The 24,756-nt window shown below is 59.1% G+C and carries 24 protein-coding genes; 17 read left to right on the forward strand and 7 right to left on the reverse strand.

Annotated features, from left to right (window positions below):
- The first annotated feature begins 138 nt into the window (after window positions 1-138).
- From IEX40_RS21390 to IEX40_RS21405, 4 genes are all read left to right on the forward strand, one after another.
- Entirely contained in the window at window positions 139-426 is a 288-nt protein-coding gene (locus tag IEX40_RS21390; protein ID WP_188752191.1) for a hypothetical protein, read from the forward strand.
- A gap of 878 nt (window positions 427-1,304) precedes the next feature.
- Window positions 1,305-1,784, forward strand: a complete 480-nt coding sequence (locus IEX40_RS21395; RefSeq protein WP_188752192.1) for a hypothetical protein — start codon at window positions 1,305-1,307, stop codon at window positions 1,782-1,784.
- Window positions 1,785-2,173: 389 nt separating this feature from the next.
- Window positions 2,174-2,506, forward strand: coding sequence for a YnfA family protein (locus IEX40_RS21400; protein ID WP_188752194.1), 333 nt, complete (start codon window positions 2,174-2,176; stop codon window positions 2,504-2,506).
- Between the two features lie 245 nt (window positions 2,507-2,751).
- Window positions 2,752-3,237 (forward strand): group I truncated hemoglobin, encoded by a 486-nt coding sequence (locus tag IEX40_RS21405; RefSeq protein WP_229680880.1) that lies wholly within the window; start codon window positions 2,752-2,754, stop codon window positions 3,235-3,237.
- 58 nt (window positions 3,238-3,295) lie between these two features.
- Here IEX40_RS21405 and ygfZ read toward each other — a convergent pair whose 3' ends face one another.
- The 5 genes from ygfZ to rsgA are packed head-to-tail and all read right to left on the reverse strand — an operon-like array spanning window position 3,296 to window position 8,842.
- The gene (gene ygfZ, locus IEX40_RS21410) at window positions 3,296-4,330 is read right to left on the reverse strand and encodes a CAF17-like 4Fe-4S cluster assembly/insertion protein YgfZ (RefSeq protein ID WP_188752196.1); all 1,035 of its coding nucleotides are present in this window, start codon (window positions 4,328-4,330) and stop codon (window positions 3,296-3,298) included.
- A 40-nt stretch (window positions 4,331-4,370) separates the two neighbouring features.
- Window positions 4,371-5,234: an archaetidylserine decarboxylase gene (gene asd, locus IEX40_RS21415; protein WP_188752199.1), complete on the reverse strand. Its 864-nt coding sequence runs from the start codon at window positions 5,232-5,234 to the stop codon at window positions 4,371-4,373.
- Window positions 5,235-5,272: 38 nt separating this feature from the next.
- Entirely contained in the window at window positions 5,273-6,088 is an 816-nt protein-coding gene (locus tag IEX40_RS21420; protein WP_188752201.1) for a sulfurtransferase, read from the reverse strand.
- A gap of 54 nt (window positions 6,089-6,142) precedes the next feature.
- Window positions 6,143-7,768, reverse strand: coding sequence for an HDOD domain-containing protein (locus tag IEX40_RS21425; RefSeq protein WP_188752203.1), 1,626 nt, complete (start codon window positions 7,766-7,768; stop codon window positions 6,143-6,145).
- Between the two features lie 36 nt (window positions 7,769-7,804).
- Window positions 7,805-8,842: a small ribosomal subunit biogenesis GTPase RsgA gene (gene rsgA, locus IEX40_RS21430; protein WP_188752205.1), complete on the reverse strand. Its 1,038-nt coding sequence runs from the start codon at window positions 8,840-8,842 to the stop codon at window positions 7,805-7,807.
- 94 nt (window positions 8,843-8,936) lie between these two features.
- Between rsgA and orn the strand changes: the two genes are divergently transcribed.
- Window positions 8,937-9,494: an oligoribonuclease gene (gene orn / locus IEX40_RS21435; protein WP_188752206.1), complete on the forward strand. Its 558-nt coding sequence runs from the start codon at window positions 8,937-8,939 to the stop codon at window positions 9,492-9,494.
- Here orn and queG read toward each other — a convergent pair.
- Window positions 9,491-10,642: a tRNA epoxyqueuosine(34) reductase QueG gene (gene queG, locus IEX40_RS21440; RefSeq protein WP_229680881.1), complete on the reverse strand. Its 1,152-nt coding sequence runs from the start codon at window positions 10,640-10,642 to the stop codon at window positions 9,491-9,493. The genes orn and queG overlap by 4 nt on opposite strands.
- A 52-nt stretch (window positions 10,643-10,694) precedes the next feature.
- Between queG and IEX40_RS21445 the strand changes: the two genes are divergently transcribed.
- From IEX40_RS21445 to IEX40_RS21500, 12 genes are all read left to right on the forward strand, one after another.
- Window positions 10,695-12,212 (forward strand): NAD(P)H-hydrate dehydratase, encoded by a 1,518-nt coding sequence (locus IEX40_RS21445; protein WP_188752210.1) that lies wholly within the window; start codon window positions 10,695-10,697, stop codon window positions 12,210-12,212.
- Window positions 12,205-12,684: a tRNA (adenosine(37)-N6)-threonylcarbamoyltransferase complex ATPase subunit type 1 TsaE gene (tsaE, locus tag IEX40_RS21450; RefSeq protein ID WP_188752282.1), complete on the forward strand. Its 480-nt coding sequence runs from the start codon at window positions 12,205-12,207 to the stop codon at window positions 12,682-12,684. The genes IEX40_RS21445 and tsaE overlap by 8 nt, the downstream gene beginning before the upstream one ends.
- 28 nt (window positions 12,685-12,712) lie before the next feature.
- Complete coding sequence (locus IEX40_RS21455; protein WP_229680885.1) at window positions 12,713-14,068, forward strand: N-acetylmuramoyl-L-alanine amidase; 1,356 nt, start codon at window positions 12,713-12,715, stop codon at window positions 14,066-14,068.
- Between the two features lie 57 nt (window positions 14,069-14,125).
- Window positions 14,126-15,991, forward strand: coding sequence for a DNA mismatch repair endonuclease MutL (mutL, locus tag IEX40_RS21460; RefSeq protein WP_188752212.1), 1,866 nt, complete (start codon window positions 14,126-14,128; stop codon window positions 15,989-15,991).
- A 34-nt stretch (window positions 15,992-16,025) separates the two neighbouring features.
- On the forward strand, window positions 16,026-16,931 hold the full coding sequence (gene miaA, locus IEX40_RS21465) for a tRNA (adenosine(37)-N6)-dimethylallyltransferase MiaA (RefSeq protein WP_229680886.1): 906 nt from the start codon (window positions 16,026-16,028) through the stop codon (window positions 16,929-16,931).
- A 101-nt stretch (window positions 16,932-17,032) separates the two neighbouring features.
- Window positions 17,033-17,272: an RNA chaperone Hfq gene (gene hfq / locus IEX40_RS21470; protein ID WP_036185110.1), complete on the forward strand. Its 240-nt coding sequence runs from the start codon at window positions 17,033-17,035 to the stop codon at window positions 17,270-17,272.
- An 8-nt stretch (window positions 17,273-17,280) separates the two neighbouring features.
- Window positions 17,281-18,579: a ribosome rescue GTPase HflX gene (gene hflX / locus IEX40_RS21475; protein WP_188752225.1), complete on the forward strand. Its 1,299-nt coding sequence runs from the start codon at window positions 17,281-17,283 to the stop codon at window positions 18,577-18,579.
- 72 nt (window positions 18,580-18,651) lie between these two features.
- Window positions 18,652-19,851: an FtsH protease activity modulator HflK gene (hflK, locus tag IEX40_RS21480; protein WP_188752227.1), complete on the forward strand. Its 1,200-nt coding sequence runs from the start codon at window positions 18,652-18,654 to the stop codon at window positions 19,849-19,851.
- Complete coding sequence (gene hflC / locus IEX40_RS21485; protein WP_188752229.1) at window positions 19,851-20,729, forward strand: protease modulator HflC; 879 nt, start codon at window positions 19,851-19,853, stop codon at window positions 20,727-20,729. The genes hflK and hflC overlap by 1 nt, the downstream gene beginning before the upstream one ends.
- Window positions 20,730-20,937: 208 nt before the next feature.
- The gene (locus IEX40_RS21490) at window positions 20,938-21,132 is read left to right on the forward strand and encodes a DUF2065 domain-containing protein (RefSeq protein ID WP_188752231.1); all 195 of its coding nucleotides are present in this window, start codon (window positions 20,938-20,940) and stop codon (window positions 21,130-21,132) included.
- 29 nt (window positions 21,133-21,161) lie between these two features.
- Entirely contained in the window at window positions 21,162-22,337 is a 1,176-nt protein-coding gene (locus tag IEX40_RS21495; RefSeq protein WP_188752233.1) for an ATP phosphoribosyltransferase regulatory subunit, read from the forward strand.
- A 35-nt stretch (window positions 22,338-22,372) separates the two neighbouring features.
- A complete protein-coding gene (locus tag IEX40_RS21500; protein ID WP_188752235.1) occupies window positions 22,373-23,668 on the forward strand; it encodes an adenylosuccinate synthase in 1,296 nt (431 codons plus the stop codon).
- A 111-nt stretch (window positions 23,669-23,779) separates the two neighbouring features.
- Here IEX40_RS21500 and IEX40_RS21505 read toward each other — a convergent pair whose 3' ends face one another.
- Window positions 23,780-24,586 carry an inositol monophosphatase family protein gene (locus tag IEX40_RS21505; RefSeq protein ID WP_229680883.1) on the reverse strand — a complete coding sequence of 269 codons (807 nt, stop codon included), beginning with the start codon at window positions 24,584-24,586 and terminating at the stop codon, window positions 23,780-23,782.
- Window positions 24,587-24,756: the final 170 nt, after the last annotated feature.

The raw sequence follows: 24,756 nt of genomic DNA on the forward strand, positions 1-24,756 counted from the left end.
GAAGTTTTGGCGAGATCAACGCCGATAGTTGAAATAGACATGGAACACCTCCGATTGATCGCTGCTTATGCCCGCAGGTAAGCGTGGCACCTCAACCCAGGGAGGGGGAGTCCATTTCATTCGTTAAGTGGCAGCCTCATGTTGAGAATCCGAAATATACTGCCGGTATTGAAAAGCGAAGAAGATGCCGTCCTTGCTTCGTTTGAAATTCAGGTAGAGTCCGATAAAGGTTTGCAGCAATTCTGGGCAGAGGCTCGCAAGTGTCCGAATGGAGAGGCTCAAATAGACTGGTCAGATGATCTTAGCAATTTGCTTTCTGAATTTTGTGTGGCACACGAGGCATACGATCATCTAAATCAGGCGGTTTTTAGCACATTCGTAGGAGAGCAAGTTGAGTATCCTATCAATCTCGCTAAGGCCACTTAACAATGCCATCAAATTCGTTCCGGCCTGCGGCCTCCACCGGACGCCCTTTTCAGGGCGCCGTTTATGGCCGGCGTTAAGTGCTTGTATGGTAATTGAGCTTCTCACATACATTGGAATAGGTACACCTGTAATGTCCATTGCAATGGTTATCTATATCTACTTATTACTCGGTATCGCCAAAAACTTTTGTGGAATTATAAAGTCTTTCCTTGTTATGACTTTATATCTATTTTTTACTGTAGTGGAGGTGTCGCCGCTATTCTATTTGCTTGGTAAATATCAAACGGCTATCCAAGAGTCAATATTCAATCTAATCTCTTTACTATTTATCTATTGCTTAATGGTGGCGCCGGCTTGCTATTATCTTGGGAAGGTTAAAATAAGAGAGTTACAGCGTGCAGGTTTCTTTCTACCACGTAGATAGCCTGCACTTAGCAAGTAATTGTAGTCGCTCGCAAGCGGGCTGGGACCTCCGCTGCTACGCAGTTCCGGCCTATAAATTAGACGTTATACCATGCAGGGATGGTGAATTGTGAAGAAGATTTGGTTAGTGTCTTTAGTATGTGTTCTAACATCTGGATGCAGTAGCAAAGCTGTATACGAGAACATCCAGCGCAACAATCGACAACAATGCAACAGTGTTCCGCCTGCTCAATATGAGAAGTGTGTGGAGCGTTCCAATAAATCCTACGACGAATATGAGAGAGAGCGGAAAGCCGTAGTAGGGGAAAATTAACAGGCCCCCCCTTGGTATTAAGGGAAGTGATGAGCCCGCATGAGGCGCTTTGGCATAACAGGGGTAAGCAGCATCTCGCCCTCCGTGCGCTGGGACCTCGCTACGCTCGGCCGCTGTTGGCAGCGTTAGCGAATAAACCATTATGCGAACCAAGGAATCTATGCTTAGGATTTTTATTTTAATATTTTTAGCTTCAATATTATCGGCTTGCGCGAATGTGTCGCGTTTTGAAAAAAGCTCTTTGGTCGCATTTGGACAATTGCTTGATGACTCTAACGAGCCCCTTTATTATTTGTTTCGGATAGATCTTAAGAACTCTGCCAATCCACGCATAATGGGTTCCCAGCTAAAGTTATCTCCTGACAGTCCTCCTATTGCACTCGTCGAAATGCGTCCAGAATTTGTTGCCAGTTATTTACCACCGTTCATTCCGCCGCCGCAATGGCCGGAAGCCTGGAAGTTAAAATCAAAGGAGCAACAAGTTTATGCCGGCAACGGTTTAATATTGCCTTCAAAGAAGGCCAACTTATCTTCATTGGTATCTGTTCACATTGTGCAGGAGGAAGAGAAGGTCCGATTGTCGGTACACCAGACAGGCAGCATTTCTATACGCTGCCCCTGACTGAACGGCAAGTTATCGAGGTATTTGGTCACCCTGATCATATATATAAAGTGAATGAAGTTAGGTATTGATGCTAGGCATCGCTTGCGGGCGACGGCTAAACGCCGCACCTGAAGCGCACGTTATAGTTCAAATTCTACCTTACACCTAAAGGTGGCATTGTTTATTTAATTGCCGCAATGTCAATTTGTCCGGCAATTACGGTTATTAAACTTGGAAGCTTTTCCTCCTATCCTGTCAATATCCACAAGCGAATCGTAACAATAATACGGGTCGAACTGATGGGGCTGGTTGTGCTGCCTTTGCTAGCTATCGTAATGTCTCAAGGCTATGGTCTGTCATGACATATTGCTGTTCCAGTTTTGACAAGCACTGTGAGGTGTCGTCTCTTGCCTGAGCTAAAAACCGTTGGTCTTTTTCTGATAACTGCGTTAGCAGAGATTGTCGGTTGTTATCTGCCCTATCTCTGGTTGCGTGAGGGGAGGTCGATTTGGCTATTGCTGCCTGCTGCAGCGAGCCTTGCGGCATTTGCCTGGTTGTTGTCTTTGCATCCCACGGCTGCCGGCAGGGTTTACGCTGCGTATGGTGGTGTTTATATCGCTATGGCTATTCTATGGCTGTGGGTTATCGACGGCATTCGTCCAACGGTTTGGGATCTAATCGGTTCAGCCGTCGCGTTGTTGGGTATGGCAATTATCATGTTTGCTCCGCGCAGTTCGTAACGCGTTACACCGGCTTCAGTCGGGGACTGGACTATACTTCGCATGGCGCTGAACAAACGTGCGCACCCGGCAGCCGCTGTGGTGGTTGCCCATTAGCTCCTATTCCTAACCCGGTACGGTATGCCGGCACCGCCGCCTTGGGCCGCTATCGGAGTGCGCTGCAGTCGATTATCAGCCAAGTGGTATCACCCTGAATACCGGCGGGGGTTCGGTGATGCATTTCGATTGATAAGAGGAGTAGCGTTATGAGTTGTTCGCTTATAAAGACAGGCTCCGCGTTTATTCTTAGCGTTGTGTTCGCTATGACTGCGCCGCTTGCCGTTGCGCAGAGTTCCGATGCTTCTGCTGAGAAGGCGGCGTCATCGCTGTATGACCGCCTGGGTGGGCTGGCGCCGATCTCGGTGGTGGTCAGCGATTTTATCGATGCATTGGTGCCGGATGAGGTGCTCAATGCGAATCCTGCGATAGATGCGGCCAGGAAGCGGGTTCCCGCACCCTATCTCAAGTACCATGTGACCGCACTGGTCTGTCAGACCACCGGCGGTCCCTGCCAGTATCAGGGGCGTGATATGAAGTCTTCCCACGCGCATCTGAATATTACCGAGGCGGAGTGGGGGCGCATGGTGTCGATTTTCAAGGAGGTTCTGGCCAAGCACAGTGTGCCTGAGCAGGAGACACAGGAGTTGCTCGATATTGTGGAATCGACCAAGGCGGATATCGTCACGATGTGAAGAGGTGGCGTGTCGGTTGTGGATAAGAAAAAGCCCGGAGCGATCCGGGCTTTTCCGTTTACCGTTTGCTCTCGAACAGCCGTGGGTCCAGTTCGTAAGGCAGCTCCAGCAACTGGAGTAGTGGGCCTTCGCCGCTGCCGAGGTGGATGCCGCTGTTCTCCGCTTGCTCCTTGGTGATCACCGCGAGCAGTTCATAACGGCCGGAGTCGCAGGGAGCTGCGATCACCACCTGGCCGACCCCCTCCTTCTCGGCGGTATGCAGAAGCTGGCCAGGCAGCGGGCGCTGCTCGCTGGTCACGCGGGCTCGGTACATCGGTTTTTTCAGGATGCCGCGATGCTGCAGACGGGTGACCACCTCCTGACCGGTGTAGCAGCCCTTACTGAAGCTGACGCCCTCGAAGGCCTGCAGGTTGGTCATCTGGGGAATAAACGCCTCGGAGGTTTCACTGTTCAGCTCGGGCAGGCCAGCTCGGATCTCCTGTAGCAGCCAGTCATCGGTGCTGGCCAGTGTCGCGCTTTGACTCAGTTGCTTGATCAGTTCAGCTGCATCGGCGGCGGGTAGCCAGCACTCGAAGCGGTCGCCGGGGACGCGCACCAGCAGGCGTTCGCCGTCTGCGCTCACGCCATCGACCTCGGTCGGAACGGCTGAGATCAGTTTGCCCGCAAGCGCCTCCGCATCCGGGCCGAACAGGCCGATGCCGACCAGTTCGTCGCTCAACTGGGCTTCGGCCTTGGAAAACAGGATATATTTCTTGATCGTGGCCAGGGCCTTGTCGGCGTTGCCTGCATCGGTACGCAGCCAGAAGGATTCCGGCGATTGTTTCATCACCCGGAACAGGCTGATCATGTGACCCTTGATGTTGCAGTGGGAGCCCAGGCGGCTGCCGATGCGCTCGACCTCGGCCAGGTTGCAGCTGAGCTGTCCCTGCAGAAACTTCTGTGCTTCCGGACCAGTAATGCGAATGATGCGCTGCCGGGTCAGCGGCACCAGACAGGTGCTCTCGCCGCCGGTGCTGGTGCCGGTTGTGGCGTTGCCCTGGTCATCCAGGGTGTATCCCAGGTCTACCAGGGTGTCGTGCCAGTGTGTGTTCATAACTCTCTCCCGCCGCTATGCCGTGAGTGTGTGGGTTGTGTCAGGCTTTGCTGGTAAAGGTGGCGATGCGGCGCCCGAGCACCACTTCGGCGTCATGCGTCAACGACTCCTCCCAGCGCAATACATCTGCGCCGAAGGCCAGGATGACGGTGGAGCCGAGGTGGAAACGGCCCATCTCTTCACCTTTTTCCAGTCGCACCGGGGCGGGTTCCGAGCGGCTGTAAAGGGTTAGTGGCTCGCGTGGCAGGGGTGCCATGGGGCCGGACCAGACCGTTTCGATGCCGGCGACGATCATCGCGCCGACCAGTACCATCGCCATAGGACCGTACTCGGTATCGAAGATGGTGACAAGGCGTTCATTGCGCGCGAACAGGCTATCCACGCCGTGTGCGGTAGCGTGATTGACGGAATACAGATCCCCCGGCACGTAGATCGCCTCACGCAGGGTGCCACTGACCGGCATGTGCACGCGGTGGTAGTCCTTTGGCGACAGGTAGAGAGTGGCGAAGCTGCCGTTGATGAAGGGCTCGGCCCGCTCGGAGCTGCCGCCAAGCAGGGTGGTCAGGCTGTAGCCGCGCCCCTTGGCCTGGATCAGCCGACCATAGCTGATCGCGCCGGCCTGGCTGACGGCGCCGTCACAGGGGGAAACGAGCGCATCCTCTGCCGGGTCGGTCGGCCGTACGCCCTCTTTCAGGGCGCGGGTGAAGAAGTCGTTGAAGTTGGCGTAGGCGCGGGGGTTTTCCTCTGCGGCCAGGCTCATATCGATCCGGTAGTGCTTGTGAAACAGGTCGATAAAGAGGTTCTTCACCCAGTGGATGCGGCAATCGGCAACCCGCCCAACCAGGCGCGACAGCAGGTGCTGGGGGAGCAGGTGTTGCAGCAGGATAAACAGCTTGTCTTTCAATTATCTCTCCAGAGGCTTGGATAGCCGACGGGGTCAAATCAGCGTTCGATCGGCAGGTCAGGGGTGTTGCCCCACTCGAACCAGGAACCATCGTAACAACGAATATCGTTAAGGCCGAGCCAGCGTCCGGCCAGCCAGGTGAGGCCGGAGCGGCGGTGGGTTTGGCAGTGAGTCACCAGTGTCCGGGCGCCTTCCAGACCGGCGTTGGCAAGCAGTGCGCGCAGGCTGTTTCTATCGCGCAGGCGGGGTATAGGGCCCGGCTCGAGCAGATCGGTCCACTCCAGCAGCAGCGCGCCGGGGATGTGGCCGCCAACCTTGGCATTGACCACTTTCTCACCGCGATACTCGTCGGCGCCACGGGCGTCCCAGATCCTGACCTCTGAGTCGTCCAGATGTTTCAGCAGCCAGGGGATATCCACCACCAGTTCGTCGTTGATCTGCGCAGTGAAGTGGCTGGGCACTGGCGTATTGTTGCAACTCTCGGTTGGCAGACCCGCCGCCAGCCAGGCCGGTAACTGCCCGTTGAGGAAACTGGCGTTATCGTGGCCTGCGACCGCCAGGGTCCAGATCATGCGGCCGGCCCAGGGGCCTTTCTGGTCGTCATAAACGACGACCTGGCGTTCCGGCGTCAGGCCGATGCTGGAAAAAAGCCTGTTCAACTGCTCGACCGTCGGCAGTTTGTTGGGGATGGGGCCCTCTCCGCGCAACAACTGCTTGGGATCCACATGGATAGCACCGGGAATATGGCTACTGGCGTAGTTCTCGGCGCTGGATAGGTCGATGATCAGCAGCGTCGGTTCGTCCAACCGTTCGGCTAGCTGCTGAGGTTCAATGACGAGCGGAAGCGTTGCCAAGGTATCTCTCCGGGTATTCGGGTTTAATGGAGCCTGACTTGAGGGGCTGCAAGGCTACTCACCGGCGCCGACCTGTTTGAGTGCATGGCCGGCAGCCTGACACAGCTCGCGGAAATGCTGTTGGTGAAACTCGAGCAGCGGCGTATTGGCACCCTGACGGTCGGCATAGATCAGGGCGACCGGCGTTTTACCCCTGAATATCGACATTATCAGGGCATCGTTCTGGCCGAACCAGCCCTGGTTGCGCTCCGGCAGGGAGGCATGGATCAGGCTGCGGTTCGCCTCGCCGATCTGCAGCAGGGTCGGTTTTTCAATCAGTCTGGTAAAGAGTCTGGCCTGCCTCAGGTCGATTTCGAGATGCGCCATCGGGTCGTCCTGAGATACGCCTATCGCGCGTGCCGCCCTCAGGGTCTGGGCCTGAGTATTGACCAGCAGCAGCATCGCCCGTTCCAGGCCGATGCCGCCATGTATCCCCTGCAGTAGCCCATGCAGTATATGGGATGCTTTGGTATAGAGTTCGTAGCCGTTCTGGAAGCGCCTGAGCACCTGATTGTAGATGTAGGGATTGAGCAGTTCCGGCTCGTCAAACTGATCCTCCACCAGCGGCACCTGGGTTGCGCTGCTGGCCAGTGGTGGCGGTGTCACCGGTTCCGGGAAACGGCTGCTATAGGCTTTCAGTTCGTGGTCTGAAAGTCGGTGCGGCAAACGCCCGGCACCCGGTAGCAGGATCAGTTCCGCCGCCGGTGTCATGATGCCGGGCACGTGATAGCCCCGTGCGGCAACCGCGCAGTTGCGGTGCAGGCGGGCCATGGTCTCCGGCAGTGGCAGGTCCAGGTAGTCGCTGATGATATCGAAGGTGCGATGGGCCCGGTTGTGGTCCCATCCGCGACTGACGTTGAGCGCCATCCAGTTGGCCAGTTTGACCGGGAAATAGTGCTGCTGTATCAGGTGGTTGAGTTGGCGCAGATCGTCCTCCTCCAGTCGGGGGTCCTTCAGTGCGCGCAGGTGCAGCTGTTTCAGCAAGCTCAGCGAGGGCGAGGTCTCGTGGTCCAGTGCCTGTACCGTCAGCTCGGTCAGTTTCCAGCGATCGGCCAGCGCTTTGCCGATCTCTTGCGTGGTGCCGCCGAAGATGCGGCGCTCCGCATCCACCGGACTTTCCCCATTCTCGATGACCGCGATGGCGAACTTGTGTTTGTGCAGCGGGGCGTAGAGCCACAGCATCCAGTGCACCAAACCGTAAAACAGGGCGGCGAGGCGGGCCTCTTCCGCATAGGGTAGCTGCTTGTGGTGGACCCAGTCCGCAGCCTGCACGGAGGCGTGGTTACTGGCGGCGATGGAGCGGAAAAAGCTGCGCTGTGCCACGCTGTGCGGATGGATCTTGATCGTGTCCAGTTCGTTTGCCAGGGTTTCGATCTGGCCGAAGCCGAGTGAGGCGATAGCGTGGTCGACGCTGGTGACGGAGGAGCCTTTGGCTTCGTGGATGATCTGTGCCTGGCGGGTAACGTGCAGCGAAAGTACAGGATCCATGCGAACCTGATGCGCAAGCTGAGCCAGGGTGGTGCGGTCGTCGCTCAGGGCTCGCTTCAGACGCACCAGCGTACTGGCGCGGACCGGCAGCGACTTTTCGCCCAGATAGCCCGCCCAGGCTTCCACTCCATATAGGTTGTCCGTACTGCTCATGCTCAAGGGCCCGTTGCCTTCATTCTTGTGTCCAGGTTAACCGTCGCGCAGCTGTCCCGACTGCAGAGACTGCAGAATCTGACGATAACTGTTAAAGCGGCTTTCACTGATCTCGCCCGCGTCCAGAGCGGCCTTGAATGCGCATCCGGGTTCGCTTTCGTGCTTGCAGTCACGGAAGCGGCAGTGGCCGAGCAGCGGGCGCAGTTCGCGAAATCCTTCGAGGACCTGTTCAGGCTCGATGTGCCAGAGGGCGAATTCGCGGATTCCCGGCGAGTCGATCAGTTCACCGCCTTCGGGGAAGTGGAACAGGCGCGCAGTGGTCGTCGTGTGACGGCCCTTGCGGGTCTGCTCCGACAGCTCGCCCACTTTCAGATCGACGCCGGGCAGCAGGGCGTTGATCAGTGACGACTTGCCCACGCCAGATTGTCCGACAAAGACGCTGACGCGATCCTTCAGCAGCGCCTTGAGCGGATCCAGCCCATGCTCGGCGGTGGTCGATGCCTTCAGCACGCGGTAGCCGATCGCTTCATACTGCGCCAGCAGGGGCGGCAAATAGGCTCCCGCTTCGCTGTCCAGCAGATCCACTTTGTTCAGCAGCAGTACCGGCTCGATGCCGCTGGCCTCGGCCGCCACCAGGTAGCGGTCGATCAGGTTGGGGTGTGCCCGTGGCTCCACGGCGAAGACGATGACGATGAAGTCGATATTCGCTGCCACCGGCTTCAATTCACCCTGGTTGTTGGGGCGCTGCAGTTCGCTCTTGCGTGGCTGTGCCGCGACTACCACGCCGCCGTCATTGGAGGCGCGCCAGATCACCTGGTCGCCGGTAACCAGCTGGCCCAGGTGGGTACGCATATGGCAACGGTAAATGCTGCCGGCAGTGGCGCCCTCCAGCGCTTCCACATCCACGCTGCGACCGAAGTGGGAGATGATCAGGCCCGCTTGTTCGGGGCCCAGATCGCCGCCCTCGAGCTTGGCATCAAGCTGGGTGTCGCGGCGTTCGGCGCGCTTGGTGCGCTCTGCCTGGATCTTGTCTACACGCCAAGCCTGGCGTCTTGTTAGCTTACGTTTCGCCATCGCTTGGGCGCTGTTTCCCGAGGCTATAAAGTTGATGTGCTAAGGTATTCTAATTTCGGTAGAATTTACAGTATTTGCATGGGGAGAGCCTGGCATGGCGCAAGATCCTAAGGGCCGAGATCAAAATCTTATCTGGGTCGATCTGGAGATGACCGGACTGATACCGGAAAAGGATCGCATCATTGAGATGGCGGCGATCATTACGGATGCGGATCTTAACCTGATCGCCGAAGGTCCGGTGATCTGCGTGCATCAGCCGGATTCCCTGCTCGAACAGATGGATGAATGGTGTACCCGCCAGCACGGCCAGTCGGGCCTGACCGAGCGGGTGCGCGCCAGTACCACCAGTGAGGCGGAAGCGGAGCAGCAGATGCTGGCGTTTATCGCCCAGCATGTCGATAAGGGAGTGTCGCCCATGTGTGGTAACAGCATTGGGCAGGATCGGCGCTTCCTGTACGCCTATATGCCCGAGCTGGAAGACTACTTCCATTACCGCAACCTGGATGTCAGCTCGGTCAAGGAGCTGGCGCGGCGCTGGAAACCCGAGTTGCTGAAGGGGATCAAGAAGCAGGGCACACATCTGGCGCTGGACGATATCCGCGACTCCATTGAGGAGCTGCGCTACTACCGCGAGCACTTCTTTCGCCTTTAATAATCCTGGATCCGTTTCGCTCCCGGGTGGCTCAGTATCGGCAGGGGGCTGGGCTCCGCTGCCGATTCAAGCCTCTCCAGTGCCCAGTCGATATGTTCCTGAACCAGGGCTGAGACGTGCGGCCTTTTTGCCCTCAGCGCCTGCAAGACCTCTTCGCCGCCGCGGCCGTTGCCCAGCGCTACCGCCAGGTTGCGCTGCCAGCCTTCAAAGCCGGTGCGGCGGATCGCCGAGCCCTCGGTATTGCGCAGAAAAGTCTCTTCGTCCCAGTTGAACAGGGTCAGCAGGTCCGCCTGATCCAGTGCGTGGCGGGGTTTGAAATCATCTTCCGGCGAGCGCTTGGCGAACCGGTTCCACGGGCAGATCAGCTGGCAGTCGTCGCAGCCAAAGATGCGGTTGCCGATCAGCGGTCTCAGCTCGATCGGGATAGCGCCGCGGTACTCGATGGTCAGGTAGGAGATGCAACGCCTGGCATCGAGTACGCCGGGCTCGGGGAAGGCGCGGGTCGGACAGATGTCGAGACAGGCGGTGCAGCGGCCGCAGTGCGATTCGGTCTCCGGGGCATCGACCGGCAATGGCAGGTTGATAAACAGCTCGCCGAGAAAGAACAGCGACCCGGCGGAACGGTTCAGAATCAGCGTGTGCTTGCCGACCCAGCCGATACCGGCGTTGCGTGCCAGCGGTCGCTCCAGTACCGGGCCGCTGTCGACGAAGGGGCGAAATTGCACTTCGGTTTCGCTTCCGGCCTCCTGCTGCAACCACTGGCCGAGCTGCTTGAGTCGCTTGCGGATCAGCTTGTGGTAGTCGCGGCCCAGGGTGTAGCGGGCGATATAGGCCTTGTCCGGGTCGGCCAGCGTGGTCAGTGTGCTCGTGTCCGGCGGCAGGTAATCCATCCGTACCATGACGATCCGCTCTGCTCCCGGCACCAGCAGCGCGGGGTGTAGGCGTTTCTCCAGGTGCTGTTCCAGATAGTGCATCTCGCCCTGATAGCCCCGCTCCAGCCAGAGCGCCAACTGCTCGGCCTCCATCGACGCGTCGGGCAGGGTGATGGCGCACTGCTGAAAGCCCAGCTCGCGCGCCCGCTGTTTGAGGCCGGTCGCCAGCGTCTGCAGCCTAGGTTCTGCGACGGGAGAGGGGGTTGCGTTTGCCAAGGGCTGTTCCACTATAAATAATGCGTGCAGATCAGTGATGGGTGGACAGAGTATGAGTGTCAACAGAGCGGTATTGCCGACCACATTATACACGGCCGAACAGTGTCGTGTGCTGGACCGCACCGCCATCGAGCGATTCGGTATTCCCGGCTTTCGCTTGATGCAGCGCGCGGGTCAGGCGGTATGGGCGGTAATCGGTCAGCACTGGCCACAGCTGGAGCGTGTCACTATCCTGTGCGGCTCCGGCAATAACGGTGGTGATGGCCTGGTGGTCGCCGGACTTGCCTGGCAGGCCGGTATCGAAGTGCAACTGGTGGTAGTCGGCGAGCGCTTCCCCGAACGTCTGCATGGAGAGGCGCTGGAGGCCTGGCAATGGCTCAGCGGTATTGGCGTCAAGGCGCAAACCTGGCATCCCGGAATCGAGTTTAGCGGTGAGCTGCTGGTCGATGCGCTGCTCGGCATCGGCTTGAGCGGTCAGGTGCGGGGCGAGATGGTCAGTGTGATCGCGCAGATCAACCGCGGTACGGTACCGGTGCTGGCGGTGGATATACCCTCGGGGCTCTGTGCCGATAGCGGCGCGGTATTGGGCGCAGCGGTCAAGGCTGACCTGACGCTGACGTTTATCGCGTTGAAGCAGGGCTTGTTGACCCACGAAGGTGTCGACTGCGTCGGCGAGCTGCTGTTCGATGGACTGTTGCTGTCGGACGAGGTTTTTGAGGAGGTGCCGGTCAGTGCCTTTCGTACCGACAGCGAAGACCTGCGCGAACTGCTGCCGCCACGGCCGGGGTCCGCGCATAAGGGGCATTATGGCCATCTGCTGATCGTCGGCGGCGATCTTGGTATGGGTGGCGCGGCGCTGATGGCGGCGCAAGCGGCGTTACGCTCGGGGGCGGGTCTGGTGACCCTGGCGACTCGGGAGGAGCACCGGTTGGCGGCGATCACCCGTGCGCCAGAGGTGATGTGTCATGCGGTTGAGGATGCGGAAGATCTGGAGCCGCTGATCGCCCGTGCCGATGTGATCGTCGTCGGACCTGGGCTGGGGCAGCAGCTGTGGGGCTGCACGTTGCTGCAGGCGGTGCTGGAAAGTGGTAAACCGCTGTTGCTGGACGCCGATGCGCTCAATCTGCTGGCGCAGGATGCTGTTTCGGTGTCGTCATGTCAGTGGGTGCTCACACCGCATCCGGGCGAGGCGGCGAGACTGCTGGAGACTGACGTGGCTGATATCCAGGCCAATCGATTCGAACAGGTGCGCGAGCTGCAGAACCGCTACGGCGGTACCGTTGTGCTCAAGGGCGCGGGAACGCTGAGTTGCGACGGCGATGTAATCCATCTGTGCAGTGACGGCAACCCCGGCATGGCGACGGCGGGGATGGGTGATGTGCTCAGCGGTGTGATCGGCGCCCTTTTAGCGCAGCGTCTGGCGCCACTCGATGCGGCACGGATCGGTGTATTGGTGCATGCTCGTGCCGCGGACCTCTGTGCCCAGCGCCTGGGGGCGCGTGGATTGTTGGCGACCGACCTGCTGAATACTCTTCCGCTGGCAATAAATGAACAGGAATATGATGACTGAACAAGCGATCGAACTGGCCGACGAGGCATCGATGGTGGCTTTTGGGGAATCACTGGCGGCCCTGGCGCAGGGCGGTGGTGTGATCTTTTTGCACGGCAATCTGGGCATGGGGAAGACGACGCTGTGCCGGGGCGTGCTGCACGGGTATGGCCATACAGGCGCGGTTAAGAGTCCCACTTATACGCTGGTGGAGCCCTATGAGACGTCGAAAGGGCGGGTTTACCACTTCGATCTGTATCGCTTGAGCGATCCGGAAGAGCTGGAGTATCTGGGGATTCGCGACTATTTCGACGACGAGTCGCTGAGTCTGATCGAGTGGCCCGAGCGGGGTACGGGAGTGTTGCCACAGGCCGATCTTGAGATCAGCATTGAACGGGCCGGTGCAGGACGGCGTTTGTCGTGGCAATATAATACTGAAAAAGGCCGGAAACTGGCCGATAAACTAAGTGAAGTAAGGGTAATACTGCCCTGATAACTGGTAACTTTTGGCCGAAGGGGTAATGGGGCTGGTGCGTATTTTGACCCGCTTTGCGCTGCTGCTGATGCTGGTGTCCAGTGCGCTGGCGCAGGCGTCGACCAACATCGAAAACATCCGGGTCTGGCTGGCGCCGGATAACGTGCGTTTGGTATTCGACCTGAGCGCACCGGTGGACCACAACCTGTTTATGCTCGATAACCCGCGTCGGCTGGTGTTGGATGTCAAAGATACCCGGCTGGGCGTGGATGTCGCCAAATTGGGGCTGACCAAAGGACCAATCGCAGGTGTGCGTACCGGTCGGCGCGACGAGGGCGTACGCCTGGTGCTCGACTTGAGTGCCGATGTCAGCCCCAAGAGTTTCCAGCTCAAACCCAACGATCAATATGGTCACCGCCTGGTGCTGGACCTGGAAACCGGTGAGCAGCCTGTCGCTGCCGCAGTCAGCCAGCCAAAAGCGAGTGCGCCGAGTACTTTAGGGCCGCTGCGTGACATCGTGGTGGCTGTCGATGCCGGGCATGGCGGTGAAGATCCGGGCGCCTTGGGGCCGGGACGTATTCGAGAGAAGAACGTGGTGCTGGAGATCGCCAAGGAGGTGGCCAGACTGATTGATGCGGAGCCCGGTTACCGCGCTGAACTGGTCCGCAGCGGTGACTACTACGTCAGTCTGCGCGGGCGTACGCTCAAAGCGCGTAAGATCAACGCCGATCTGTTTGTATCGATCCATGCGGATGCGGCACGCGATAAGCGCGCCCGCGGCGCCTCCGTGTGGGTGCTGTCCGGACGTGGCGCGACCAGCGAAATGGGTCGCTGGTTGGCAAGCAAAGAGAACAGTGCTGACCTGATCGGTGGTGTCGGCAGCGTTAGTCTGGAGGACAAGGATGAGGTGCTGGCCAGCGTGCTGCTGGATATGTCGATGACCGCGAGTCAGTCCAGCAGTCGCGAGGTGGCCAAGCGCGTGCATGACAATATCGCCGGTTTTGCCCGGATGCATAAGCCCTATGTCGAGCAGGCCGGTTTTGTGGTGTTGAAATCGCCCGATATCCCATCGATTCTGGTTGAAACGGGGTTTATCTCCAATCCCCAGGAGGCGGAGAAACTCAGTAGCAGCAGTTACCAGAAACAGATGGCGCGCGCGATCGCCCAGGGCGTCAAGGCGCATTTCTGGGAGCGCCCACCCGCGATGACACGCGTTGCTGAACTGAAACGCAGCGGTGCCGTCATCGCCGCTGCCGAGCGTACCTATAAGGTCGCCCCCGGTGATACCTTGTCGGTGATCGCCGTACGCAATGGCGTGTCGCTCGATGACCTGCGCAAGGCCAATGAGCTGCGTGGTGATCGTATCCGTGTTGGTCAGGTACTGCGTATCCCTGCCAGTTAAACGCTACAGCTGTTAGGCTGTGCGCCAATCCTTTCAAGCATTGAATCAGGCTGCAATATGACCCGTATTCACCTGCTCTCGCCGCAGCTGGCCAACCAGATCGCGGCGGGTGAAGTTGTTGAACGTCCCGCCTCGGTGGTTAAAGAGTTGCTCGAGAACAGTCTCGATGCCGGTGCGCGCAAGATCGATGTCGATATCGAAAATGGCGGCATCAAGCTGATCCGGCTGCGTGATGACGGTTTTGGCATCGACAAGGAGGATCTGGCGCTGGCACTGAGCCGGCATGCGACCTCGAAGATCCACCAGCTGCAGGATCTGGAAGCGGTGGCGAGCCTGGGTTTTCGCGGCGAAGCCCTGGCGTCGATCAGTTCCGTGGCGCGTCTGGCGCTGACCTCGCGCACGGCGGAGCAGGAGGCGGCCTGGCAGGTGCGTGCCGAGGGTCGGGATATGGAGGCGGTGCTGACACCGGCGGCCCACCCGCAAGGCACCACGGTGGAGGTGCGCGACCTGTTCTTCAACACTCCGGCGCGACGCAAGTTCCTGAAAACCGAGCAGACCGAGTTTCGTCATCTGGAGGAGGTGATCAAACGCCTGGCGCTGAGCCGTTTCGACGTGGCGTTCAACCTGCAGCATAACGGGCGGCGCGTGCAGCAGTTGCGGCCGGTCGATGGTGAGCAGGCCCGTGAACGCAGGCTAGCCTCTTTGCTCGGCGCGGCGTTTATCGACCAGGCGGTGCACCTGGATGTCAGTGCCGAAGCGTCCGGGCTGAAGCTCTGGGGCTGGATCGGCCTGCCCACCTACTCGCGCAGTCAGGCGGACCAGCAGTACTTCTTCGTCAACGGCCGCATCATTCGCGACAAGGTGGTCACCCATGCCGTGCGTCAGGCCTATGCCGACGTGCTGTTCCATGGCCGTCATCCGGCCTTCGTGCTCTACCTGGAGCTGGATCCGGCGCTGGTGGATGTCAATGTGCATCCGACCAAACATGAGGTGCGCTTCCGCGAAAGTCGTCTGGTGCATGATTTTATCTTCCGCACCCTGCACCGGGTGATCGCCGACCTGCGACCGAAGAGCGCGGTCGCGGATGAGGGCTCGGCAGCTGTCACGGAAGAGTTGGGGGCTGCCGGGCTGGCGTTACGCCCCTCCGTCGGCAGTGCCAGTGGTGGCGGTAGTTTCAGCCAGGGCCGCATGCCGCTGTATCAGTCGGCGCCCAACAGTGGTGGCTATTCGGGTTCGGCGGTACGAGAGCAGATCGCAGCCTACGCCGACCTGCACACGCCGGCATCGCCGGCTGCTCAGCCTTTGCCATCGACGATGCCGCGAGCGGATGCCGAACAGGCACCGCCGCTCGGTTATGCGATCGCGCAACTGCATGGCGTTTACGTGTTGGCCCAAAACGAATCCGGTCTGGTGCTGGTCGATATGCATGCGGCCCATGAGCGCATCGTCTATGAGCGGATGAAAACGGCCTGGGACGAGGACAAGGTGCGCTCTCAGCCGCTGTTGGTGCCGGTCAGCATCAGTGTCAGCGAGCGCGAGGCGGATCTGGCTGAGGAGCAGCCGGAGCTGTTTGGTCGTCTGGGGTTCAGAATCGAACGCATGGGCGCCGATACGCTGACCGTGCGCGAGGTGCCGGTGTCGCTGGCCAAGGCCGATGCCGCGCAGCTGGTGCGCGACGTGCTCGCCGACCTGGTCGTATTCGGCAACAGTCAGCGTATCGAGCAGAGTATCAATGAGCTGTTGGCGACCATGGCCTGCCACGGTGCGGTCAGGGCCAATCGGCAGCTGAGTATCACCGAGATGAATGCGCTGCTGCGCGATATGGAAGCCACCGAGCGCAGCGGGCAATGCAACCATGGGCGACCGACCTGGACCCAGCTATCCATGGCAGAGCTGGATAAGTTGTTCATGAGGGGGCAGTAAGTTGGCGGCAAAACGTCCCCCGGCGATCTTTTTGATGGGGCCGACCGCGTCGGGCAAGACGGCACTGGCGATGCACCTGTACGACCGGCTGCCCTGCGAGTTGATCAGCGTCGACTCAGCGCTGATCTATCGGCAGATGGATATCGGCACGGCGAAACCCACGCCCGAGGAACTTCAGCGCTATCCTCATCGTCTTATCGATATCCGCGATCCCAGTGAGAGTTATTCGGCGTCCGAGTTCTGCGCCGATGCGCGTGCCGCCATGGATGAGATCAGTGCCAGGGGCAAGATTCCGCTGCTGGTGGGTGGCACGATGATGTATTTCAATGCGCTGCAACAGGGGTTGGCGTCGCTGCCGGAAGCGAATCCGGCGCTGCGTGCCGAGCTGGAAGCGGATGCTCGACGCCTGGGCTGGCCAGTCATGCATGAGCGTCTGGCTCGACTGGATCCGGCGGCAGGCGAGCGTCTCAAGCCGACCGATGCGCAGCGTATAGAGCGGGCGCTGGAGGTGGTGCTGCTGACCGGCAAGCCGATCAGCGAGCATTGGGCGGAGCAGGAGGCGGCGTCGCTGCCCTACGAGATCACGGCGCTGGCGCTAATGCCGGGTGATCGGGCACGGCTGCATCAGCGGATAGAGCTGCGCTTCGATCAGATGTTGGCGCAGGGTTTTGAGCAGGAGGTGCGCAGCCTCTATGCCCGTGGTGACTTGCACACCGGGCTGGCGTCGATTCGCTGTGTCGGCTATCGCCAGATGTGGGATTACCTGGAGGGGCGTTTGAGCTATGACGAGATGCGCTATCGCGGCATAGTGGCGACGCGACAGCTGGCCAAACGGCAGTTGACCTGGCTGCGTGGCTGGCAGGATGTTCACTGGCTGGATAGCGAAATGGATATTTTACTCGACGGCGCCTTGAAACTGGTCGAAGCAAACATTATATAATGGGAGGCTTGTTCTTCGCTTGGATCGCGCCTTTTGCGCGGGTCAGGGAAGCTATAAATTACAACTAACATACGATTTTATTTTTTGGGAAGGAGTTTGCAATGTCAAAAGGGCAGTCTTTACAAGACCCTTATCTGAATGTGCTGCGCAAGGAGCGTATTCCGGTATCCATCTTTCTGGTTAACGGTATCAAACTGCAGGGGCAGATCGAGTCATTCGACCAGTTTGTCATTCTGTTGAAGAACACTGTCAGCCAAATGGTTTATAAACATGCCATCTCTACGGTGGTTCCCTCACGCCCCGTCAAATTGCCTCAAGGTGATGAGAAGGCGTCAGACTGAGGTCCTAATTGTTTTTCGAACGTCCCGAATCGGGCGAGATAGCGATTCTCGTCCATATTGAGCTGTCCTCTGATGCGAACAGCGAAGACCCACGGGAACTGGAAGAGCTAGCGCTCTCCGCTGGTGCCGATCCGGTCGCTTTTCTGACCGGATCTCGCGCCGATCCCAGCCCCAAGTTTTTTCTCGGAAAAGGTAAGGTGGAGGAGCTGGCCGAGCTGGTGCGTGAGCATCAGGCCGAGCTGGTAATCTTTAACCATGCCCTGAGTCCGGCGCAGGAGCGTAATCTGGAGCGTGAGATCAAATGCCGTGTGCTTGATCGTACCGGCCTGATTCTCGACATATTCGCTCAGCGCGCGCGTACTCATGAGGGTAAGTTGCAGGTGGAGCTGGCGCAGCTCGAGCATATGTCCACGCGTCTGGTGCGCGGCTGGACCCACTTGGAACGACAAAAGGGTGGTATAGGTCTGCGCGGGCCTGGTGAAACCCAGCTCGAGACCGACCGTCGATTGCTGCGTGCCCGTATCAAGTCGATTCAAAAGCGGCTGGAAAAGGTGCGTTCGCAGCGGGAGCAGGGGCGTAGAGCGCGTCAGCGTGCCGAGGTGCCGACGGTGGCATTGGTTGGCTACACCAACGCCGGGAAATCGACGCTGTTCAACTTTATGACCGACTCCAGCGTATATGCAGCGGATCAGCTGTTTGCGACCCTGGATCCGACCCTGCGTCGGATCGAGCTGGATGATGTCGGGCCGGCGATCCTGGCGGATACGGTAGGGTTTATCCGCCATCTGCCGCATAAGCTGGTAGAGTCGTTCCGCGCTACGCTGCAGGAAACGGTGGAAGCGACGCTGCTGCTGCATGTGATCGACAGCTATGACGAGGAGCGTCAGGATCATATCGATCAGGTGCACGCGGTATTGCGCGAGATAGGGGCTGACGAGGTCCCGGCGCTACAGGTCTACAATAAGATCGACAAGCTGCCGGGACAGACGCCGCGTATCGATCGCGATGAGGAAGGTGTGGTGCAGCGGGTCTGGTTGTCTGCGCAGAGCGGAGAGGGCGTAGAGCTGTTGATCGAGGCGGTGCGCGAGCGCCTGGGCGGGGATATGTTCCACGATACCCTGTGTTTGACGCCTGAGCAGGGGCAGTTCCGGGCCCAGCTATATGCTCAGGGGGCGGTGCTGGGAGAACGGGTCGACGACCAGGGACATATCAGTCTTGAGGTGCGGATGCCGATGCGCGATATACGCCAGCTGTTGAGTCGGTTGCGCATTCCGGCGGAACGTTATCTGCCTGCGCAGGTCCACTGAAGGTTGCGTGTGGAAGGGTAGCACCCTAAAATTTTTTAAACTTTTCAAGCGTTTTCACTGACGGAGAACAGTATGGCCTGGAATGAGCCTGGTGGTAATGGCAACAACCATGACCCCTGGAGCGGCGGCAGCAAGGATAACCGTGGCAAACGCGGTCAGGATCAGGGTCCACCGGATCTGGATGAAGCGCTGCGCAAACTGCAGGACAGAATGAATGTGATCTTCAGCGGTGGGAAGCGTCGTGGTGGCGGTTCCGGCGGCGGTTCAGGCAGCGGCGGTGGCTTCGGTTTCCTGCTGGTGGTGATCGTGCTGGCGGCGCTGTTCTGGGCGGGGATGGGTTTTTATACCGTGGATCAGCCGGAGCGTGGCGTGGTGCTGCGTTTGGGTAAGTTCCAAGAAACGGTACAGCCCGGTCTGCAGTGGAACCCGCCGTTGATCGATGAGGTTACCACGGTGAATACCGAGGTGGTGCGGACCCATAGTCATGACTCGCAGATGCTGACCGAGGACGAGAATATCGTTTACATCGATCTGGCGGTTCAGTATGTGGCGACCGATCCGAAAGCATTTGTGCTCAACGTGCGTGATCCGGAAGAGAGTCTGGCCCATGCTGCCGAGTCGGCGTTGCGCCATGTGGTCGGTACCACCGACCTGCATGCCATCCTGACCGAGGGGCGTGAGGCCCTGGGTCTGCAGGTGCAGGCGCGTCTGCAGCGCTACATGGAGTTCTACGGCACCGGGATCAACATTACCAAGGTCAACATCAAGAACGCCCAGGCGCCGAGTCAGGTGCAGGAAGCGTTCGATGATGTGATCAAGGCGCGCGAGGATGAGCAGCGCACCATCAACCAGGCGCAGACCTATGCCAATGGCGTGGTGCCGGAGGCGCGTGGTGAGGCGCAGCGTCTGATCGAGGAAGCGAACGCCTACCGGGAAGAGAAAGTGGCCAGGGCAACGGGTGAGGCGAGTCGCTTTACCGCGCTGCTGGACGAGTACGAAAAAGCTCCGGAAGTCACCAGGCAGCGTCTCTATCTTGAAACCATGCAGGACGTGTTGGGTAAGACGCCCAAGGTGCTGGTTGATGTCGAGGGAGGGAACAACATGATGTACCTGCCGCTCGACAAGTTGATGGATAAGCAGTCCGAGGTGCGTGACACCAGTGGTCGGCCGGTGCGGCTCGATGATAACAGTCTGCGGCAGATTACCGATGAGGTCATGAATCAGCTGCGTCAGCGCCAGAGTTCTTCATCTACAACACGGGAGGGCCGCTGATGAACCCCAAGTCTCTCTATGCCCTGATCGCCGTGCTGATCGTGGTGATGGTCGGTTCCAAGTCGGTCTATATCGTCAAGGAAACAGAGCGGGCCGTGATGCTGCGTTTCGGTGAGATCGTCGATCCTGACGTGTCGCCGGGACTGCACTTCAAGATCCCGTTCGTCAATACCGTGAAAATATTCGATGCCCGTGTGCAGACGCTGGATGCGCGCCCGCAGTCGTTCCTGACGCTGGAGAAAAAGCGTCTGATTGTGGACTCCTTCGTCAAGTGGCGGATCGCCGATCCGGCGAAGTACTACACCTCCATCACCGGTGATATTTTCCGGGCGTCGGAACGTCTGTCCAACAACATCGAGGAGAAGCTGCGTAACCAGTTTGGTGAGCGTACGGTTACCGAGGTGGTGTCCGGTGAGCGTGAAGAGGTTATGGATGCGGTGATTCGCGACCTGAGTCTGCAGGCGGACGAGCAGTATGGTATCGAGATCATCGATGTGCGGGTCAAGCGTATCGATCTGCCGCCCGAGGTGTCCTCGTCGGTATACGAGCGTATGCGCACCGAGCGTGAGCGTGAGGCGCGGGAACTGCGTGCTCGTGGTCGCGAACTGGCGGAAGGTATCCGCGCGGATGCAGATCGTCAGCGCACGGTAATCCTGGCGGAAGCCTATCGTGATTCCGAGGAAACGCGTGGTGAGGGGGATGCCGAAGCGGCGAGCATCTATGCGGGGGCGTATAGCAAGAATTCAGAGTTTTACGCCTTCTATCGCAGCCTGGAGGCCTATCGTGACACCTTCAGTGGTGGTGGCGACGTGATGCTGCTGAAGCCGGATACACAGTTCTTCCGTTATCTGGATGATGCGAACACGCCGCGGCGCTAAGGCATGAGGTGGTATTTGCCGCTCGGACACATCTGAGTGCCGACGGCATACCATGCCAAGCCTCCTGTACATTGCCGCTCCGGCGCATCCATGCGCCCGCGGCATGCCGTACATCCTGTGCATAAATCGGGTGCCCTCGGCGCCCGTTTTCATGGTAGTATTCGGTAACCGGGTCGAGGCCCGGTTTTTTTGTGGATGGGGTGGGACGATGGCCGAACTTTGGCGAGAACTGATGATCGCGTTCTGCCTGATGTTGGTGATCGAGGGTGTGTTGCCTTTCCTCTACCCGCAACGCTGGCGCCGACTGGTGGTTCAATTGGCGGATATCGATGACGCCGTACTCCGAGGGGTCGGTTTGGCGTCGATGCTGATTGGGCTTCTGGCGTTGTATCTGATCCACTGATTTTGGTTTAACTGTACTTGGAGCACTGCATGACATTGGCAGATCGCTGGTTGCTGCCGGATGGAATGAAAGAGATGTTGCCGCCGCGTGCGCGTCAGGTTGAGATGATGCGCCGCCGCCTGCTCGATCTCTACCACTGCTGGGGCTATGACCTGGTGATGCCGCCGCTGGCCGAGCATCTGGAGTCGTTGTTGACCGGCGTAGGTCGGGATCTGGAGCTGAAAACATTCAAACTGACCGATCAGGTCAGTGGTCATACGCTCGGGGTGCGGGCGGATATCACGCCCCAGGTGGCGCGCATCGATGCGCATCGCCTGCGCACGGAAGGTCCGAGTCGTCTCTGCTACTGTGGCTCGGTATTGCATACCCGTCCGGGGCATAAGCTTGCGTCACGCAACCCGCTTCAGCTCGGTGCTGAGCTCTATGGTCATGCAGGAGTCGATAGCGATGTCGAGGTGATCTCGCTGATGCTGGAGACACTGGATGCAGTGGGCGTGCGCGGGCCGATCAGCCTCGATCTTGGGCATGTCGGCGTATTCAGTCAGTTGATGAGCGACGCTGAGCTGACGGCTGAGCAGCAGGATGATTTCCTCGATATGTTACAGCGTAAGGCGCTGCCGGAGATCGCACGGTTTGTCGAGGCGTTAGCGTTGGCGCCGGCACTTTCCGAGCGTTTGCTGGCGCTGCCGCGCATGAGTGGCGGTATCGAAGTGTTGGCGCAGGCGAGGGCGCTGTTTGCCGGATCGGCGAGCATTTCAGCGGCGCTGGATTATCTTGAGCGTGTTGCTGAGCGTGTTGCTGCTCGCTATCCGCAGACCGACCTTTATTTCGATCTGGGTGAGCTGCGCGGCTATCACTACCACACCGGTATCGTGTTTGCCGCCTATACGCCTCACTTTGGTCAGGCGCTCGCCAAGGGTGGACGGTATGATGAGATAGGTCGTGACTTCGGTCGTGCACGCCCGGCAACGGGGTTCAGTTCCGATCTGAAAACCTTGCTGGAAACGGCTGAGGCGTTGCCGGCGCCGGAGCAGAGTGCGGTGCTGGCGCCCTCGGGTGAGGATGCGGAGCTGCTGGCGGCGGTGTCGGAATTGCGTCTACAGGGCGTGCGCGTCGTTCAGACGCTTGAAGGAGAAGTGGTACCGGGCTGCTGTGATCGTCAGCTGGTACAGAAGGATAAGCAGTGGGTCGTCGAGGCCCGGTAAACATTTCCCAATTCAGAAGAGTTTTAGAGACAGCAATGGGTAGAAACGTCGTTGTTCTGGGCACCCAGTGGGGTGATGAAGGCAAAGGCAAGATCGTCGATCTGCTGACTGAGCAGGTTGCAGCGGTTGTGCGCTTTCAGGGCGGTCATAACGCCGGTCATACGCTGGTAATCGATGGTCAGAAAACCGTTCTTCATCTGATCCCCTCGGGCATCCTGCGCAAGAATGTCGAGTGCCTTATCGGTAACGGTGTGGTGCTTTCGCCGGATGCGCTGCTGAAAGAGATCGCCGAGCTGGAAACCAGTGGTGTGCCTGTGGCGGATCGTCTGCATCTAAGCCCGGCTTGCCCTCTGATCCTGTCCTACCATGTGGCGCTGGATCAGGCGCGCGAGAAGGCGCGTGGCGAGTCCAAGATCGGCACCACCGGTCGTGGTATCGGTCCGGCCTACGAGGACAAGGCGGCTCGTCGCGGTCTGCGTCTTGGCGACCTGGCTGACCCTGCGCGTTTTGAACAGAAGCTGCGTGAGGTGATGGGTTATCATAACTTCATGCTCGAGCAGTACTACAAGGTCGAACCGATCGACGTTGATGAGCTGCTGGCGCACTGCCTGGAGATGGGTAAGACTCTGGTGCCGATGATCACCGATGTCACCGCCCGCCTGCACGAGCTGCGCAAGCAGGGTGCCAGCATTATGTTCGAGGGAGCTCAGGGCTCGCTGCTGGATATCGACCACGGTACCTACCCCTATGTCACCTCCTCCAATACTACGGCTGGCGGTACCTCTACCGGCAGCGGCTTCGGTCCGCTCTATCTGGATTATGTGCTGGGCATCACCAAGGCGTATACCACGCGTGTCGGTGGGGGACCGTTCCCGACCGAGCTGAATTGCGATATCGGTGCGCGCCTGGCTGAGCGTGGCCACGAATTCGGTGCCACCACCGGGCGTGCCCGTCGTTGTGGCTGGTTCGATGCGGTGGCGCTCAAACATGCGATCCAGATCAACTCTGTGTCGGGCCTCTGTCTGACCAAGTTGGATGTGCTTGATGGACTGGATCAGATCAATATCTGCGTGGGCTATCAGGATGCCCAGGGTAACGCAGTGACATCGCTTAGCGGCAGTGAGGATTACGAGGGTGTGACCCCGGTGTATGAATCCGTGCCAGGGTGGAGCGATAGTACGGTTGGTGTAAAAGCGCTGGAGGAGTTGCCTGCTGCTGCGCGTGCCTACATCAGTCGCCTTGAGGAGCTGGTTGAAGCGCCGATCGATATTATCTCCACCGGGCCTGACCGGGTGGAGACGATCGTGTTGCGGGATCCGTTCCAGGGATAAGGCTTCAGCTGCAAGCTGATCTGAAAACGCCGTGCTCAAGCACGGCGTTTTTGTTTTCTGTGGGTATAAAAAATGCCGCACAGGGAGCGGCATTTTTTTGTTGACCCGGGATCAGTGGCTGAGCGCCGGGCGGAGCATCTTGAGCAGTGCTTTGAAGATCTTCGGATTACCGGCGACCAGCTTGCCGCAGTCGCGATGGTTGCTGCCGCCAGCGGTATCGCCTACCAGAGCGCCAGCCTCCTGTAGCAGCAGCAGGCCGGCATCTTGCTCGCTCTGGTTCAGTCCGAGCTGGCAGAAGCCGTCAAGCCGTCCGGCGGCGGTGTAGGCCAGGTTCAGTGCCACCGAGCCGGTGTTGAACGGAGTGGCGCCAGCGTTAATCAGTTCACGCATGATCGCGACCTGAGTGTCGAGCCCCTCTGCATCGCTTTTGCGGCCGAGGAATCCGGTGCCGATCAGTGCTCCGTCGAGATCTTTGCGGGTGCTGGCGCGCAGGCGTTTGCCATTGAGCTGGGCACCTTCGCCGCGACTGGCGGTGAACTCTTCGCCGGTGATCGGGTTGAGGATCAGGGCGTGAGTGACTTTGTCCTTGATGCGGCCGGTCAGGCTCAATGCGAATGAGGGCACGGCGTTGGAAAAGTTGTGCAGGTTGTCGATCACCGTGATCTGCCATTCGCAGGGAGTGGGGCCTTCGCCGATCGCCTGGTGGCGGCCGGTGTAGTCGCCGACCAGAGTGTGGTGCGGGTAGGCTTTCTGCAGGGTGTGAACGATGGTGCGTTCGGCCTGCTGGCAGAGGTCATTGATAAAAGTGGCCACGCCGGCCTGTTCGGCTTTGATGAGGTCCAGGCGTTCGGTGGCGCGGACGATCTGCTCGGCTGCCAGGCGGGCGGCGCGCAGAGCGATATTGACCATAGGTTGCATCGGTAGTGGGATCCAGTCGTTCGTAGAAAATCAAACGACTATTGTAGCTCAGGTCGCGGCGCGGCTGAACCGTTCGCTGCATATATGCGCAAGATCTTGTCGAGGTGGTCGATGATCTGTGGTGTTGCGGGTGCCGGGTGAGTAATTCCGCTTCTCGGTTCTGTCGATAA

Origin of the sequence: Marinobacterium zhoushanense (assembly GCF_014641945.1) — a bacterium.
Taxonomy (GTDB): domain Bacteria; phylum Pseudomonadota; class Gammaproteobacteria; order Pseudomonadales; family Balneatricaceae; genus Marinobacterium_D; species Marinobacterium_D zhoushanense.